16 protein-coding genes are annotated in these 15,705 nt (G+C 37.7%); 9 read left to right on the forward strand and 7 right to left on the reverse strand.

What is annotated here, in order from left to right; genetic code table 11:
- Position 1: 1 nt before the first annotated feature.
- The 3 genes from B8967_RS02685 (at position 2) to pdeM (ending at position 3,892) form a co-directional block, all read left to right on the forward strand.
- On the forward strand, positions 2-2,434 hold the full coding sequence (locus tag B8967_RS02685) for a ligase-associated DNA damage response DEXH box helicase (protein WP_084084275.1): 2,433 nt from the start codon (positions 2-4) through the stop codon (positions 2,432-2,434).
- Between the two features lie 146 nt (positions 2,435-2,580).
- Entirely contained in the window at positions 2,581-3,183 is a 603-nt protein-coding gene (locus B8967_RS02690) for a 2,3-bisphosphoglycerate-dependent phosphoglycerate mutase (RefSeq protein ID WP_084084276.1), read from the forward strand.
- A gap of 64 nt (positions 3,184-3,247) precedes the next feature.
- Positions 3,248-3,892: a ligase-associated DNA damage response endonuclease PdeM gene (gene pdeM, locus B8967_RS02695; RefSeq protein WP_084084277.1), complete on the forward strand. Its 645-nt coding sequence runs from the start codon at positions 3,248-3,250 to the stop codon at positions 3,890-3,892.
- A gap of 123 nt (positions 3,893-4,015) precedes the next feature.
- Here pdeM and B8967_RS02700 read toward each other — a convergent pair whose 3' ends face one another.
- A complete protein-coding gene (locus B8967_RS02700; protein ID WP_084084278.1) occupies positions 4,016-5,236 on the reverse strand; it encodes an MFS transporter in 1,221 nt (406 codons plus the stop codon).
- A gap of 151 nt (positions 5,237-5,387) precedes the next feature.
- On the opposite strand from B8967_RS02700, the gene B8967_RS02705 reads away from it, so the two are divergent.
- The 4 genes from B8967_RS02705 (at position 5,388) to B8967_RS02720 (ending at position 7,176) form a co-directional block, all read left to right on the forward strand.
- On the forward strand, positions 5,388-5,978 hold the full coding sequence (locus tag B8967_RS02705) for a TetR/AcrR family transcriptional regulator (RefSeq protein WP_047492731.1): 591 nt from the start codon (positions 5,388-5,390) through the stop codon (positions 5,976-5,978).
- A 72-nt stretch (positions 5,979-6,050) separates the two neighbouring features.
- Positions 6,051-6,509 carry a hypothetical protein gene (locus tag B8967_RS02710; protein WP_084084279.1) on the forward strand — a complete coding sequence of 153 codons (459 nt, stop codon included), beginning with the start codon at positions 6,051-6,053 and terminating at the stop codon, positions 6,507-6,509.
- Between the two features lie 2 nt (positions 6,510-6,511).
- Positions 6,512-6,814, forward strand: coding sequence for a DUF3817 domain-containing protein (locus B8967_RS02715; RefSeq protein ID WP_084084280.1), 303 nt, complete (start codon positions 6,512-6,514; stop codon positions 6,812-6,814).
- Complete coding sequence (locus B8967_RS02720) at positions 6,811-7,176, forward strand: rhodanese-like domain-containing protein (RefSeq protein WP_084084281.1); 366 nt, start codon at positions 6,811-6,813, stop codon at positions 7,174-7,176. Before B8967_RS02715 ends, B8967_RS02720 begins: the two co-directional genes overlap by 4 nt.
- Positions 7,177-7,218: 42 nt before the next feature.
- On the opposite strand, the gene B8967_RS02725 is transcribed toward B8967_RS02720, so the two are convergent.
- Positions 7,219-8,172, reverse strand: a complete 954-nt coding sequence (locus B8967_RS02725; RefSeq protein WP_084084928.1) for a nitrilase family protein — start codon at positions 8,170-8,172, stop codon at positions 7,219-7,221.
- Positions 8,173-8,239: 67 nt separating this feature from the next.
- Entirely contained in the window at positions 8,240-9,037 is a 798-nt protein-coding gene (locus B8967_RS02730) for an AraC family transcriptional regulator (protein ID WP_084084282.1), read from the reverse strand.
- Between the two features lie 574 nt (positions 9,038-9,611).
- Between B8967_RS02730 and B8967_RS02740 the strand changes: the two genes are divergently transcribed.
- A complete protein-coding gene (locus B8967_RS02740) occupies positions 9,612-10,118 on the forward strand; it encodes a pyridoxamine 5'-phosphate oxidase family protein (RefSeq protein WP_047492714.1) in 507 nt (168 codons plus the stop codon).
- A gap of 158 nt (positions 10,119-10,276) precedes the next feature.
- On the opposite strand, the gene B8967_RS02745 is transcribed toward B8967_RS02740, so the two are convergent.
- Both B8967_RS02745 and B8967_RS02750 read right to left on the reverse strand, forming a co-directional pair.
- The gene (locus tag B8967_RS02745) at positions 10,277-11,158 is read right to left on the reverse strand and encodes a dihydrodipicolinate synthase family protein (protein WP_047492712.1); all 882 of its coding nucleotides are present in this window, start codon (positions 11,156-11,158) and stop codon (positions 10,277-10,279) included.
- Between the two features lie 38 nt (positions 11,159-11,196).
- Entirely contained in the window at positions 11,197-11,652 is a 456-nt protein-coding gene (locus B8967_RS02750; protein WP_084084284.1) for a cupin domain-containing protein, read from the reverse strand.
- A gap of 101 nt (positions 11,653-11,753) precedes the next feature.
- On the opposite strand from B8967_RS02750, the gene B8967_RS02755 reads away from it, so the two are divergent.
- Entirely contained in the window at positions 11,754-13,193 is a 1,440-nt protein-coding gene (locus B8967_RS02755; RefSeq protein WP_084084285.1) for a MocR-like pyridoxine biosynthesis transcription factor PdxR, read from the forward strand.
- A 315-nt stretch (positions 13,194-13,508) separates the two neighbouring features.
- On the opposite strand, the gene B8967_RS02760 is transcribed toward B8967_RS02755, so the two are convergent.
- Both B8967_RS02760 and B8967_RS02765 read right to left on the reverse strand, forming a co-directional pair.
- Positions 13,509-14,282, reverse strand: coding sequence for a T9SS type A sorting domain-containing protein (locus B8967_RS02760; protein WP_084084286.1), 774 nt, complete (start codon positions 14,280-14,282; stop codon positions 13,509-13,511).
- A gap of 216 nt (positions 14,283-14,498) precedes the next feature.
- Positions 14,499-15,635 carry an Atu1372/SO_1960 family protein gene (locus B8967_RS02765; protein ID WP_084084287.1) on the reverse strand — a complete coding sequence of 379 codons (1,137 nt, stop codon included), beginning with the start codon at positions 15,633-15,635 and terminating at the stop codon, positions 14,499-14,501.
- Positions 15,636-15,705 lie beyond the last annotated feature (70 nt).

Here is a 15,705-nt window from a genome sequence, read left to right on the forward strand (position 1 = left end):
TTTGGCAGCTTTTGAACATACCAGTGGGTTTACCATCATTCAGCAATGGATGACAGGTAAGGATATGTCACCTTTCAAATTCCAAACGGATACATGGCGGAAATTTGGAAGCGGATATAGTGGAATGGTAATAGCACCTACCGGCTTTGGAAAAACATTTTCTGTTTTTTTAGCATTGGTTTCTGATTTTCTGAATCATCCGGAAAATTATAAAAAAGGCTTGCAAATGATATGGATTACTCCTCTCCGATCCCTGTCTAAGGATATTGCTAAGGCTATGCAGGAAGCCATTGATGAAATCGGGCTGGATTGGGCTGTTGGGGTAAGAAACGGTGATACAGATCCAAAACTGAGACAGCAGCAGATAAAAAAAATGCCTGAAATTCTTGTGGTAACGCCAGAAAGTCTTCATCTTCTGCTGGCACAGAAAAATAACGAAAGTTTTTTCCGGGATTTGAAAAGCGTTGTTGTTGATGAATGGCATGAACTTCTGGGCTCGAAACGGGGTGTCATGGTAGAACTGGGGATTTCGCAGCTTAGAAAGTATGTTCCCAAAATTAAAATATGGGGAATTACCGCTACCATAGGAAACCTTGATGAAGCCATGGAAGTTCTTATTCCCTATGACATAAAAAAGGTGAAAATCACTGCCAAAGAACACAAAAAAATAGATATTATTCCTGTGTTCCCGAATGAAATAGAGATATTGCCGTGGGCCGGGCATCTGGGGAATAAATTGGCCGATAAAGTAGTCCCTATTATTCTGGATTCAAAATCAACCATTGTTTTTACCAATACCCGAAGCCAAAGCGAGATGTGGTACCAGTTGCTGCTGGACGCTTATCCTGACTTTGCCGGGCAAATTGCCATTCATCACAGTTCTATTGATGCCCACCTCAGAATCTGGATTGAAGAAAACTTAAGCTCAGGAAAATTAAAAGCTGTAGTCTCTACCTCATCTTTAGATTTGGGGATAGATTTTAAACCCGTTGACACGGTCATTCAGATTGGATCGGCAAAGGGTGTTGCAAGGTTTCTCCAACGGGCTGGACGAAGTGGACACTCCCCTTTTGAAACTTCCAAAATATATTGTGTACCTACCCATTCTTTAGAACTGATTGAAGTTTCAGCTTTAAAGGAGGCGGTAAAACAAAAGGTTGTAGAACCTAGAGAACCTCAGGTTTTATGTTTTGATGTCCTGGTTCAGTTTCTGATGACCCTGGCCGTAGGTGATGGTTTTTATCCTGATGAATTATATGAAAGGATTAAAAAAGTCTATGCTTTTCAGGAAATAACGGATGAAGAATGGAAAAGTATCCTTGAATTTCTGACTATCGGCGGCCACGTTTTAAAAAACTACGAAGAATTTCATAAAATCGTCATTATGGAAGACGGCTTATACAAAGTAACTTCACGGAAAATAGCCATGCTACACCGTATGAATATGGGGGTGATTGTAAGTGATGCTATGCTAAAAGTGAAATTTATTTCCGGTGGCTATGTAGGAATGATTGAGGAATATTTTATTTCAAAACTGAAAAAAGAAGAGAAATTTATTTTAGCAGGCCGTACGCTGGAAGTAGCCATGATAAAAGATATGACCGTATATGTAAGGTCAGCAAAAGGAAAAGCCCTGGTGCCAAGCTATCTGGGAGGAAGATTACCTCTCAGTTCCAATCTGGGACATTTTTTGAGAGAGAAGCTTTCTCATGCTTTAAACCCTAAAGCTTCGGAAAAAGAACTGAAATTCCTGCATCCGCTGTTAATAAACCAGGAAACCCACTCTCATATTCCCAAAGATGATGAGTTTTTGGTGGAGATGATCAGGAATCGTGAAGGCTATCATCTATTTATGTATCCGTTTGAAGGACGTTTGGTCCATGAAGTAATGGCTGCATTAATTGCCTATCGTATTTCCAAGCTGGCCCCAATTTCCTTTTCAATGGCCATGAATGATTATGGATTTGAGCTATTCAGCGATAAGGAAATTCCTTTGAATGATGAAAATCTTGCCTCCATCTTAACAAGAGATAATCTTATGAATGATGTGATTGCAAGTATTAATTCTGCAGAGATGGCAAGACGAAAATTCCGGGATATTGCAGTGATCTCTGGAATGGTTATCCAAAATTACGCAGGTAAACAGCGGTCCAACAAATCATTACAAAGTTCTGCCGGCCTTATTTTTAAAGTCCTGGAAGATTATGATCCCAATCATTTTCTGATCAAGCAGGCGTATACTGAGGTTTTTAATATGCAGCTTCAGGAACAGCGGCTTGTAGAAGCATTCAAAAGAATTGAAAAGTCTGAAATTATTTTAAAGCATTCCCGCTCATTCACCCCACTCAGCTTTCCTATAAAGGTAGACAGCCTGAGACAAACGCTTTCCAGTGAAGGATTGGACGCAAGAATCAGAAGAATGCTGAAATTATAAAAGAGAAATCTTTATCATCAACCTACCTTCAATTGAGCACAAAGCTTCTGAAATTGTTATGCTTTTTATAGTTAAAAATCTTTGATAATTTTAATAATCATCGTACCTTAGAATATCTTCTTTGAAGATTAAATAACGTATACATAATGGCAAAATTGTTCCTGGTCCGTCACGGACAGTCACTCTGGAATCTTGAAAACAGATTTACGGGCTGGCAAGATATAGATATTACTGATGCAGGTATTGAAGAGGCTAAAAGAGCAGCTGTTATCTTAAAAAAAGAAAAAATAGATATCGCTTTTACTTCTGCACTGATCAGAGCACAACATACCCTCACCATCATCCTGGATGAAATAGGAAAACCCAATATTCCGGTGATCATAGATAAAGCACTTAATGAACGTTCTTACGGAGAGCTTGAAGGGCTTAACAAAGCTGAAACTGCCCTAAAATACGGAGATGAGCAGGTACACGCCTGGCGCAGATCCTATGATGTGGTTCCCCCGGGGGGAGAAAGCCTTAAAGACACCTACAACCGGGTAATTCCTTATTTTGAAGCTACCATTGCACCCTTGCTTAAAGAAGGGCAAAACGTATTGATTGTAGCTCATGGAAACAGTCTCCGCTCACTTATTATGTATCTGGAACATTTATCTCCGGAAGAAATTCTGGAGCGGGAAATTGCTACAGGAATTCCTGTCACTTATATTTTTGATGAATATTTTCATGTAAGCAGAAGAGACACCTGATGTACTAACATTCCCTTTCTACAAAAATAAGAGCATTATATTTTAAACTTTCAACCCATTACAAGTGTTTATAGCAACCAGAAGTATCTTTATACAAAACCAGTCTTTTACCTTAACCAATCAACGGGCAGCATTTTGGGAAAAGGAAAAAGCCTTAATTCTTTCTGACCTTCATATTGGAAAGACCGCTCATTTCCGCAAAAACGGGATCGCCCTGGCCAATCATATCATGAAGAGTGATTTGGAAAGATTATCTGCCCTCATTGAATATTTCCAGCCTGAAAAGTTTATGGTAGTGGGTGATCTGCTTCATGCAGGCGATAATTCTGATGTAGATGAATTCTGTACATGGAGAAACCAGTATCCTGATATAGAGTTTTACCTTGTTGAAGGCAATCATGACCGTATTTCAAAATCTCTCGAAAAAAAACTTTGTCTCAATTTTAAAACCTCAATACTCCATATGGATGGAATTACCTTTGTTCATGATTTTGATACAGCGGTATCAGGATTTCAGATTACAGGACATATTCACCCGGGAATTATTTTAAATTCTGCAGTAAAGAGTATCAGACTCCCCTGTTTTGCCCTTAGCAATAACCAATTATTGTTACCTGCCTTTAGCGAATTTACAGGACTGGATACCAAAAATCTTCCTAAGAACAGTAAATTTTATGTTTTTACAGATGCTGAAATTTATGAAGTTTAAAAGATAGTTTTCAATAATCAGCTGGTATATAAAACTTTAATTACAACTTGATGATCAAAATAAACAAAGGCAGAATAAATCTGCCTTTGTAAAATCTCATTCCTTTCAATAAATAGGTATGTTTTAATTCTTTTTACTTAAACGAATACTGTATAAAGTAATCAATACCGTGATCACCAGGAATAACGCTCCAATCCACGGAGTACTTTCCAATCCCAGCGAAGAAGTCACAATCATACCTCCGGCATAAGACCCGATAGCAATACCAATATTGAATGCCGCAATATTAATCCCTGACGCTACGTCTTCAGTTCCGGGAAGCTCCTTTTCCGCAATCTGCACCACTAAAAGCTGCAGTCCCGGAACACTCGCAAAAGAAAGGCCCCCCAGGAAGAATAAGGTGATAATACTTAAAACCGGACTTGCCACTGTAAAATAAAATGTCAGTAAAACCAATCCCTGGGCTGCAAACATCCATAAAAGTGCCCGTAAAGGATTTTTATTGGCTATTTTTCCGCCTATAAGATTTCCTAAGGCGATGGCTATTCCATAAATCAACAGAATAAACGTTACTGTAGACTCCTGAAATCCTGTTATTTTCTGTAAAATAGGTGACAGATAAGTAAACACTACAAATGTTCCTCCGTATCCCATCGCAGTCATGAGAAAAGCAAAAATCAGACGTTTATTACCTAATACTTTAAACTGACTTTTTAAAGAAGCTGTTTTTCCGTTTTTCAAATTCTTTGGTACCAATAATACACTGGCTACAAGGCCTATAATCCCAAGAATTGAAACCCCTATAAACGTGGCTCTCCATCCAAAATGCTGGCCGATAAAAGTTCCCAATGGCACGCCTGTTACGATCGCCAGGGTAAGCCCGGCAAACATAATAGAAATAGCGGTGGCTCTTTTTTCTTCTGGCACCAGTGAGGCAGCAATAGTAGAGCCAATGGAAAAGTAAACCCCATGGGCAAATCCTGTTAATATTCTTGCCAGAACCAATGTTATAAAACCTGGAGCAATAGAGGCCAATCCATTTCCGATGACGAATAACAGCATGATGGAAACCAAAAGCATTTTGCGGGGGATTTTCCCGGTTAATGCCGTTAATATTGGAGCACCAATAGCTACTCCTATCGCATAAAGGCTTACCAGTAAACCGGCAGAAGGAATCGTAATATCAAGATCTGAAGCTACTGTCGGAAGTAGTCCTACGATCACAAATTCAGTAGTTCCTATTCCAAATGCACTTATAGTCAGTGCCCATAATGCTGCAGGAAGGCCCTTTCTTTTTATAGTTTCTGATGCCGTATTGATCTGTATTTCTTTTTGATAATTCATTGCATTATAATTTTGTTGATGTTGACAATGCAAATTTCCGACGAATAAATGTATTATGAAAATTATTTAAATTCTATCAAAGCATCAGAATAATGATAGTTTTGTTTCTTAGTAAAAATTTGTTCCTTTGCAGCATACACTCAGTACTTGAATGAAAAAATCAGAAGCAACCCGCCTAAATATTCTTCAGAAAGCCTTTGAACTTATCTATATAAAGGGATATCAGACCACCAGTATTGATGAGATTATTGCTACCACCCAGGTAACAAAAGGAGCATTCTATTATCACTTCAAAACGAAAGATGAAATGGGCGTCGCTATTATCAATGAACTTCTAAAGCCTACCTTTACAAAAACTTTTGTAGAGCCTCTTCTGCAAAGCCAGCATCCATTGGACAGTATTTATAAACTGATGCATGAAGTATTGATGGATAATGAATTTTTAAAAGTTGAATATGGCTGCCCTGCCTCAAACTTCACTCAGGAAATGGCCCCATGGAATATAACTTTCACCAAAGCCCTGAATGATTTGTCTGAACAGTGGGAAAATGCCATGATAGTAAGTATAAATAATGCCAAAGGAGCAGGTACCGTTAAACCAACGGTTAACGCAAAAGAAATTGCAATTTTTGTGATGTCGGGATACTGGGGAGTAAGAAACCTTGGAAAACTGGAAAATTCAAAATCAGTATATCTCATTTATTTAAAGGGACTTAAAGCCTATTTTGATTCACTTCAATAATTTTTTTAAACAAAAACATACTAACTAGTATGTTTTTTGTTATACCTTTGCTGTATTCAAAAATAACAAGGCATGTATCAGACCCTTACTTTCCTTCATTCAACCTTCCGATGGCTCGTCCTATTAAGTCTTATTTATTCAATATACCGTGCTTGTAAGGGATATTTTTCAGCAGGTAAGTTTACAAAGACGGATAATTCTGTAAGACACTGGACCGCTACCATAGCTCATATCCAATTGGTTCTTGGGATGATATTCTATATTAAAAGCCCCATTGTACAATACTTCTGGAAAAACCTTAATGAAGCCAAAGCATCATTTGATCTATTGTTCTTCGGACTTATCCATATCCTAATGATGATCACTGCTGTTATCTTAATTACTATCGGATCAGCTTTGGCTAAGAGAAAATCGGAAGATCGGGACAAGTTTAAAATAATGTTGATATGGTTTATAGCTGCATTCGTTATAATTTTCATTGCCATTCCCTGGCCCTTTTCTCCTTTTGTTAACAGACCTTATTTCAGATAATTATGACAGATTTATTCAAAACTAAAACAGGACGCCTGAGAATATTGGCCATCCTTGAAGGTATTTCTTTATTAAGCTTGATTTTCATTGCAGTTCCTGTTAAATACGGATTGAACAACCCTTCTCTTGTGAGAATGCTGGGGCCGGTTCATGGTACTTTATTTCTGCTTTTTCTATTCAATACATTGAGTGTGGGTGTAGAACAGGGCTGGAAGTTTAAAGAGACGACATGGAAAGTGATCTTAGCCTGCTTTATTCCTTTTGGAACTTTTTATATTGACAGAAAAATTTTAAGTAAACTATGAGAAATTTACTGATAGTATGCGGAATAGTTCTTACAGCATACATAATCTATAGAGTCTACCAATATCAGACTTTAGACAAAGATCTTAATCAGCTGATCAAAAAAGATGCGGTGATCCTTGATGTCAGAACGGAGAAAGAATATGCCATGGGTCATATAGACGGTTCTGTCAATATCTCTTTGGGAACAATCAGGGAGCGCTATATTGAGCTGGATCCTGAAAAAACATATATTACAGTATGTTCTCATGGTCTCCGAAGTGTAAAAGTAGAAAGTATCTTAAAAGAAAAGGGGTTCAGACATGTTTACAATGGCGGTGCCTGGAGTGACCTCCAAAATAGGATACATCAAAAAAAAGAATAATATCTCCCACAGAGCACATTGACTTGCGGGAGATATGAATATTTAATTATTCTTTTCTGTCAGCCAGACCACCTTCTGTTGAGATTCATGGTCCATTCCTATGATATCTTTGTACAGTTCAGGTCTGCGGGCATTAATGTATCTGAAACCTCCGGCCTGGGTAAGCTTTTCAGGAGTGATAACAGCAGATTCAAAACTATCTTCGAATGAACGGCATTCTGCAATGACATCTCCAAAAGGATCTATAATCATTGAACATCCGTTTTTCAACTGATCATCATCCATTCCAACAGGATTTGAAAAGACAATATAAGCGCCGTTATCATAGGCTCTTGCCGGAAGCCACTTCATCAGCCAGTCTCTGCCTTTCATTCCATTAAATTCTAATCGTAATGAAGTGGGATCATTTTCCCTGTTATACCAAAGTTCGGGATCTACAAAACCAGCACCCGGTCTTGTAGAAGGTGTACACATGGTAACATGAGGCATAAAAATAATATCGGCCCCCAGAAGTTTGGTTGCTCTTACATTCTCTATAATATTATTATCGTAGCAGATCAGAATACCGCACTTCCATCCCAAAATATCAAATACACAGTATTCGTTGCCTGGTGTAAGGTAAGGGTTGATAAAAGGATGCAGTTTTCTGTATTTGGCTTTTAGCCCCGTTTTATCAACACAGACATAAGCTTTAAAAAGGTTGTTATCTTCATCCTTTTCAAAAAGACCCGCCAGGATAGTGATATCATACTGACCTGCAATCTGCTGTAGTTTTTGAATACTTTCTCCATTGGGAATCAATTCAGCAATGTCAAGAAGCTGTTCCCGGGAAAGCTTTCGGGCAAAGGTATATCCGGTGACAGAACATTCATGGAAAACTATGACATGTGCTCCCTGAGCAGCTGCCTGACCGGCTAATTTTTCTATGATGGAAAGGTTGTACTCCTTATCTCCACTTTTATGTTCAAATTGTGCAGTAGAAATTTTGATATTCATTTTTCTTTTTTTCAGCAAAACTAGAACATAGCATTACTGAAAAATTGTATAAAACCGACATTTTGATTTAAAGTTCAATAAAATTGACAGCCATTTTATTTTCTGTTTTTAAATATTCCCTGGGAGTGAGCCCTGTATTGGTTTTGAAGTCCCGGATCAGATGAGACTGATCTGCATATCCTGCATGATAAGAAAGACCTGTCATATTTTCATCCCCAATTCCTTTATTGATAAGACTTAAGAAGTAATGAAGCCTGGTAATACCGCTGTATTTTTTAGGGGATATTCCCATATAATTCTCAAATTTCCTTTCCAGATGACGCTCAGAGTATCCTGTAAATTTTTCCAGCTCCCTGGATGATACAGAACCTTTATTCTGAAGAATATATTGCTGTACTCCTCTTATCAAATGATAGTCAGAACCTATTTCAGCAGACAGAAATTCAGTAAAAAAAATATTAAGATTGTTGATTACTGATAAAGGATCTGCCCTATTGAAAAGCTTTTCCTGAAATGGATGCAATTGATCGTGTAATACATCTTCTGCAGAAATAATCTGATTTCGAATCTCCTTAGCAGAAACCTTTAAAAGGATATTGAAAAAATAGGGTTGAAATACTACAGCCAATAAGGAAAACCGGCCTTTGGAATAAAAATCCCTGTAACTATGTAAAGCTCCATAAAAAAATGAAAGAGGCATCCGATCAACCGAAATATGGGAATACAAATTCATATTTCCCGACAGGATAAGGCCTGTACTCCCATCAGTAAATAGCCTTACATTCTTAGGCACCTCTTCAGAATTCTCCAAGAAGATATAATGCCTGATGAAAGGGGCCAAATGTTTGGGAGGCGAAATCTGCATCCATCAAATGTACATAAAATCTTTTTCAACTCCTCAAAATCTTGAAATCAAAACATTTCTGAAACTTCAGAGATTGTAAACATCTTTATCCAAATCACATTCTTTAAGGATTTTTTTGATTAAAAAGATCATGTACTGATGCTGTGTTTTTCTAACGCAAAGCTTAATTTCATTATCCATATTTTTAGGAGCAAAGGATAGAATCAACTTCGTTGATTCGTCGAAGCGCATAGATAAACATACATCTTTCATCAGTGACGAAGTCGCATCACTTTGCCCGCTTAAAATAAAGCGGAATTATTCATAAGCTTTGCATTCATCTTTTTAATCAAAAAATAATTTCAAACTGACCTATTGAGTCTTGTCAACAAAACACATCTGATAACAAAATATATAAGAATTCCTGAATAAAATGTAAACAGGTTCTTACCAAAAAAAATATTTTTTTAGGCTATGGTACCACATTTTATTTCGGTTTGGTCGGGTATTTGAATGTTTTAGTGCATATTATTCATGATCACTCTATAGAATAATTTTCTTTTTAATAATCAACCAATCACTAAAATATAATACAATGTCAACACAAAATCTCACCCATCTCGAAGCGATCAAAAAGATCAAGGAACTGTCGGAAAATGCAAAAATATGTATGTTCTGTACAGAACTGGAAACCGCTCCTGTCAATTCACGGCCAATGACTTTGCAGGAAACAGATGACAGCGGCAATCTATGGTTTATCAGCAGTGGAACCAGCAATAAAAATTTTGAAATAAAAGAAGACCGCAGAGTACAGCTGTTTTTCATGAATAACAGTGATGCTCAATATCTTTCTGTTTATGGACAGGCTTCTGTGTATAAAGACAAAGCCACCATAGAAGACAAATGGTCTCCTCTGGCAAAGGCATGGTTTGACGGAAAAGATGACCCGAAGGTCACCATCATTCGTGTAGAACCCAAGGAAACATATTATTGGGATACCAAAGCCGGCAAACTGGTCAGCCTGTTTAAGTTTGTAAGCTCAGCAATTACAGGGCATAAAACGGATAACTCTGATGGTGTAGAAGGAAATGCCATCATATAATGGTCTGTCAGTACCTGAAAATACACATCAGAAGCACCTGATATAAATTCCCACAGATCTCATGAATTTCACCGAGCAGAAAAAGCTGTGAAACCAATGGAATCTGTGGGAATTGGTGTATAAGTGATACAAATTATTTGAAACCGCTTTATCCGGTGTTATCTTAACCCGCTAAGAATCTTTTTCAGCTCTTCAGACTCACTTTCTATTAAAGGTTGTAAAGGGCTTCTCAGACTTCCACCGTCTTCTCCCAGAATACTGAGTCCGGCCTTAACCGCTCTGGGTAAGCCTTTACTGACAATAAATTTCAGAAGATCAAACTGCTGATAAAAAATATCTTTGGCTTTTCCCAGATTTCCTTCTTCAACAGCATTGTACAAACTGATATTCAATTCAGGAATAAGATTAGGAGCGGCAGTACACCAACCTCTGGCACCTGCAGAAAAAGCAGCCAATGCCAAAGGATTTGAACCATTGTAAAAAGCGACATCCTCTCCCAGCTCTCTTCTTAAATAATGCATTCTCTGAACATCCCCGGAACTTTCCTTGATCATAGTCACATTGGGAATTTCAAGCAATCTTTTCAAAAGAGCCGGAGACATGTCTACTCCACTGGTTGCCGGATTATTATAAGCCATAATCGGAATGGAAATTTTACCGGCTACAGCATCATAATGGGCTACAATTTCATCATCGGTAAGTTTCCAGTAGCTCATGGGAATAATCATTACCGCATCTGCCCCAGCCTTCTCTGCAAACCGGGCGTGGTGAATGGTCTTTTCTGTAGTAAGATTGGATACTCCTACCAAGGTGGGAATTCTTCCTTTTACCTGTTCTATAGTAGCTTCTGTAACGGCTTCCTTTTCCTCATCAGATAAATAAGGCATTACTCCAGTACTTCCTAAAGGAGCAAGCCCATGGCTTCCGGATGTAATCAGTCTTTCCACCAAGTGTTTGAAAAGAGGAATATTCACCTTCTCATGGTCATCAAAAGGAGTAATCGGATAGGCAATTATCCCTTTAAACGGAACATTTTTCATACTTATTTTATTTAAAATTAGAAATGACGACGATCAAACTAAAGGTCTCTACCCTCTTCCTCTCTTAATGCAACCCCTAAATTCTGCAGTTGGGGTGCATTTTCACAGGCAATGTATTTAGCCGGTTCTGTATCGCTTAGATTCTGATGTTTATGCCATGCCCATGAAGGAATATAAACGGCATCTCCGGCTTCCCAATGTACTCTTTCATCTTCCACTTCTGTCCACCCTTTACCTTCAATGACATACAACACCGTTTCGTAGGTATGACGGTGCCTGTTGGTCTGTTGATCGGGTAATAAGCCTCCAATAGTCATACTTACATTCTTACTGGGAAGATCAACAAAAAAAACAGGATGTTTTCTTTCAGTTGAAAACTGATTGTGTTCGCCTGCATTTTCTACATTTTTATGGATTAAATGACTTGGCTTTGCATATGTTGGTCTTGCAAAGGTTTCGTGGAAATCTTTAGAACTGAATTCTTTTTTGTTCATGATTTTAAATTTATAATGGTTTTGTGCTTTATTGCATGACAAAATTATTCTATATTTGGACTGTTTAAATGATTCAGTTTTTACATAAATAGATAGTCCAGATGTTACGACCTTGGAAATTAGAATTTGAAATTAACAGAAAGCTTGGTAAAGCAGTCTATCTGCAGATTGCAGATAGTATTATTACTGATATCCGTTCCGGGAGGCTAAAACCCGGAGATGCCCTTCCCGGCAGCCGGAATTTAGCAGCTTCACTACAGATTAACAGAAATACTGTGGTAGAAGCTTATCAGGTGCTGATCAATGAGGAATGGGTTATTTCTAAAGAAAGAAAAGGAATTTTTGTATCGGATCAGCTGCCAGCTTTACAGCATAAAAAGGCACATAAAAGTATCGGTAATCAGGATCAGCCTATGAAGTCAGGAGGAATACTGATTAATTTTGATGATGGTCACCCGGACAGTAAAATTGCTCCTGTAACGGAACTGGCCAGAGCATACAGACAGATATTCAGTATCAAGGCCAAATGGCAGATGATGGGTTATGGAGATGAACACGGAGATATAGAGTTCAGGAATATGATTGCCAAAATGCTGAATCATCAGCGTGGTATGCAGATCCATGATCATGAAATATCCATTACCAGAGGGAGTCAGATGGCCATGTTTTTAACTGCTCAGAGTCTTTTAACCTCAGGTGACCAGGTGATTGTAGAAGATCCCGGATATCAGCCGGCATGGCAGGCTTTTGAATATGCCGGAGCGACATTACTGCCTGTTTCTGTAGATAAAGAAGGAATCAATATTGAAGCTATTGAAGAACTTTTAGCTCAGCACAACCGCATAAAAGCAATCTATATTACCCCTCACAGGCAGTACCCCACCACCGTTACCTTAAGTTTATCAAGAAGGTTAAGGTTAATAGAACTCTCTAATCAATATAATATTACAATCATTGAAGATGATTATGATAATGAATTTCATTTCGGATACCGCCCTATCCTTCCTATTTCAAGCTTTCCGGAGCTCCGGCATTATGTGTACATCGGAACACTGAGTAAGGTAGTGGCTCCTGCATTAAGGATTGGCTATCTGGCAACCAAAAACCAGGAGTTATTAAAAAAAATTGGCAGCCTGAGAAAGATTATTGATGTTCACGGAGATGTTATCATGGAACAGGCGGTTCTTCAGCTCATCAAAGAAGGAGCTGTAAAAAAACACATAAAAAAAGCAACTGTTCATTATAAAAGTAAAAGAGATTTTACGTTTAGTATTTTGAAAAAGTACATGACGGATGTTGCCGACTTTACATTGCCTGAAGGCGGCCTGGCATTTTGGGTTGTTCCTAAAAAAAAGTTGAACTGGGATCAGGCAACCGCTGTATTGTTTGAAAGAAATATCAGAATCATTCATCCTAAACAATACAGTCAAAATGATGTCAATGGCTTTAGATTGAGCTATGGTGCACTTACAGAAGAACAGTTGGAGCAAAGCATACAGGTTATTTCTGAGATCCTGACCTCGCTTTCTCAAAAAACATGATACGTAGAATGCTATCATCCATCAGTCTATATGAATCTCAACATTGCAAATATTTAAAACACATGAGAACACTTTAGCAAGTTTAAAAGAATAGCGCATAAGTAAATACACTTAAGATGAAAATCAAAGATTTTCTTAAAACTTTAGTGTACTTTATATGCAAAAAGCTGAAAACTTTAATAACTTAAGTGGTTAAAAACTTTTGTGACTTTTGTGGTTACAAAGAAATCCTAATCTACCACGCTTGGATTCCTACAGAATGACAAACATACACCCGTAAAAAATAAAATCCCGCTTAAAACGGGATTTTTATATTTAGTTTTTGATAAACTTAGCATTGAGCTCACCTATTTTATAAAAATAAATCCCTTTAGGAAGCCCTTCAACATCAATAGAAACAAGATTTTCTACAGAGCCGAAAGATTTGTTAAGAACAAGTTTACCGGACATATCATAAATTTCTACTGTATGGTACCCGTTTAAAGGATTCATAATGTTAAGAGTCTTCTGAGCGGGTATGGGAAATGCTGAAATTTTACTTTTAGCCTGGACCTCCCTGGCCGAAAGTGATGTAGTGGGTAAATTATATATTTCAGTTGAATCGGTTTCCTGATTGAATAGTCTCAGCTTATTGGTATTGGTGGTGGCATCGTGATAGATATTAATATCATACTCATCGCTAAACCGATAATTGGGACCAAACTCATGCAATACATTTCCATCCTCGCTGTAAATACGTATGATGTATTCTCTTTCGGATGTTGTACTGTTATATCTTTCAAATGTAACGATGATTTCCAGTTTATTATCGGTATTGAAAACATTTTTAGACAGCACAAAATTGTTTTTATACTGGTCTATAAACATAGAATATCCTGCCGGTACAGAGGGCGTAAACTGCTTATATAGGGAATAATCAGCTTTGTATATCTTAACCTGAGTAATATTAAATCCGGTTGAATAATAAAAGGTCTCATTGGTATTGGTATAGACTTGCAGATTTTCAGAACTGAAATTTTTGCCGAGTGTTATCTGACCAAAAAATAAACTTCCGGCAGCCATTGCCAGTGTTACCATAATCTTTTTCATAGGTATTGATTTTTAAACATGACAAAGGTATACTCCGCAGTAAGGACTACCTTACGGAAATCCATATGGAATGGAGAATTCTAAGGACATGTATACCATTAAGATATTAAAATAAAAATCCATCGACCGCCTGTGTCAATGGATTTTTATGTATACGAAACCTGTGTACTTCAAATGATACATACAAGTGAACGAATATGATGATCTAAAAAGCTATTATTCCACTTCAAAAATTGCCTGAATTTCAACGGAAGAGTTTACAGGAATAGAAGACGCTCCCAATGTTCCTCTGGCATGCTTTCCTTTTTCTCCAAAAACCTCAACACTAAGATCCGAAGCAACATTCATCAGCTCAGCATGTTTGGTATAATCATCTTTGGTATTAAAAATTCCAGTAAGCTGAACACATTGTTTTACCCGGCTTAAATCTCCTCCTACAGCTTCTCTCAGCACAGACAGAACATTCAACATCGTAACTTTGGTCGCCTCTTTTACCTGCTGTTCGTTCACCTCAACTCCCAATTTTCCGGGATTAAGTATTTTTCCGTCTTTTAAAGCTACCTGATTGATAAAAACAAGGTTTCCGGAACGGACAAACGGCTGGTAATTTCCGGCAGGTTTGGGAACCTGTGGAAGAACAATATTTTTTTGTTTTAAAATTTCATTGAAATCCTGGTGGTTTTCAACAACGGGTATCTCTTTTTTTGAATGCGTATCCTTTAACGCTAAAGCCACTTTTGCAAAATTTTTCCCTTGCAGCTCTGCCAGATGGCGCTCCCCTTTTGTAGGTCTTTCCACATCTTTTAAAGAAGCCATACTGGTCACTCCTAAGACTGTATTTCCCTGTGGGATCGCTTTGTTAAGTTCTTCGGTACCACGGATTCCGTTAGAGACCAAAACCATTCCATGTACGGCAAGACTGTTCCAGAATGCCTGAAGGGCAAGCTCTTTTCCGGCACCACTTCCTGCAGACATAAAAACCGTTGCAGGAACTCCTTCCAATGCATGACTGGTCCAGAGCTGAACTGTTTTAGATAAAAACTCACTCATTCCGGTGCTTATGTTTCCAAAATAAACAGGAGAACCAAAAGCAATTCCGTCATAAGTACCAAGCTCATCTACTGTTGCTACCGGTATATTTTTTAAAATCGGGTTTTGGGATGCCTTGACTAGCTTAATATAGGGAACTGCATTGTTTTCGCTTTCAATTCCTTTAGCTATTTCCTTAGCCAGTTCGTAAGTTCCTCCATTATCCGAATGGATGAGAACCAATACTTTAGCTTTATTCTGTGCCATGATGTTGATGGTGTTAAATAGTAAAATTAAAATAAAAAAAGAACATATTTTTTTCATTCTGAATAAGATATAAGTTTATAGTACAAATTTAGTATTGTCGTTTTTATTAAATTTGCCAAAAAATATA

The sequence above is a fragment of the Chryseobacterium sp. YR221 genome (genome assembly GCF_900176315.1).
GTDB classification, from domain to species: domain Bacteria; phylum Bacteroidota; class Bacteroidia; order Flavobacteriales; family Weeksellaceae; genus Chryseobacterium; species Chryseobacterium rhizosphaerae.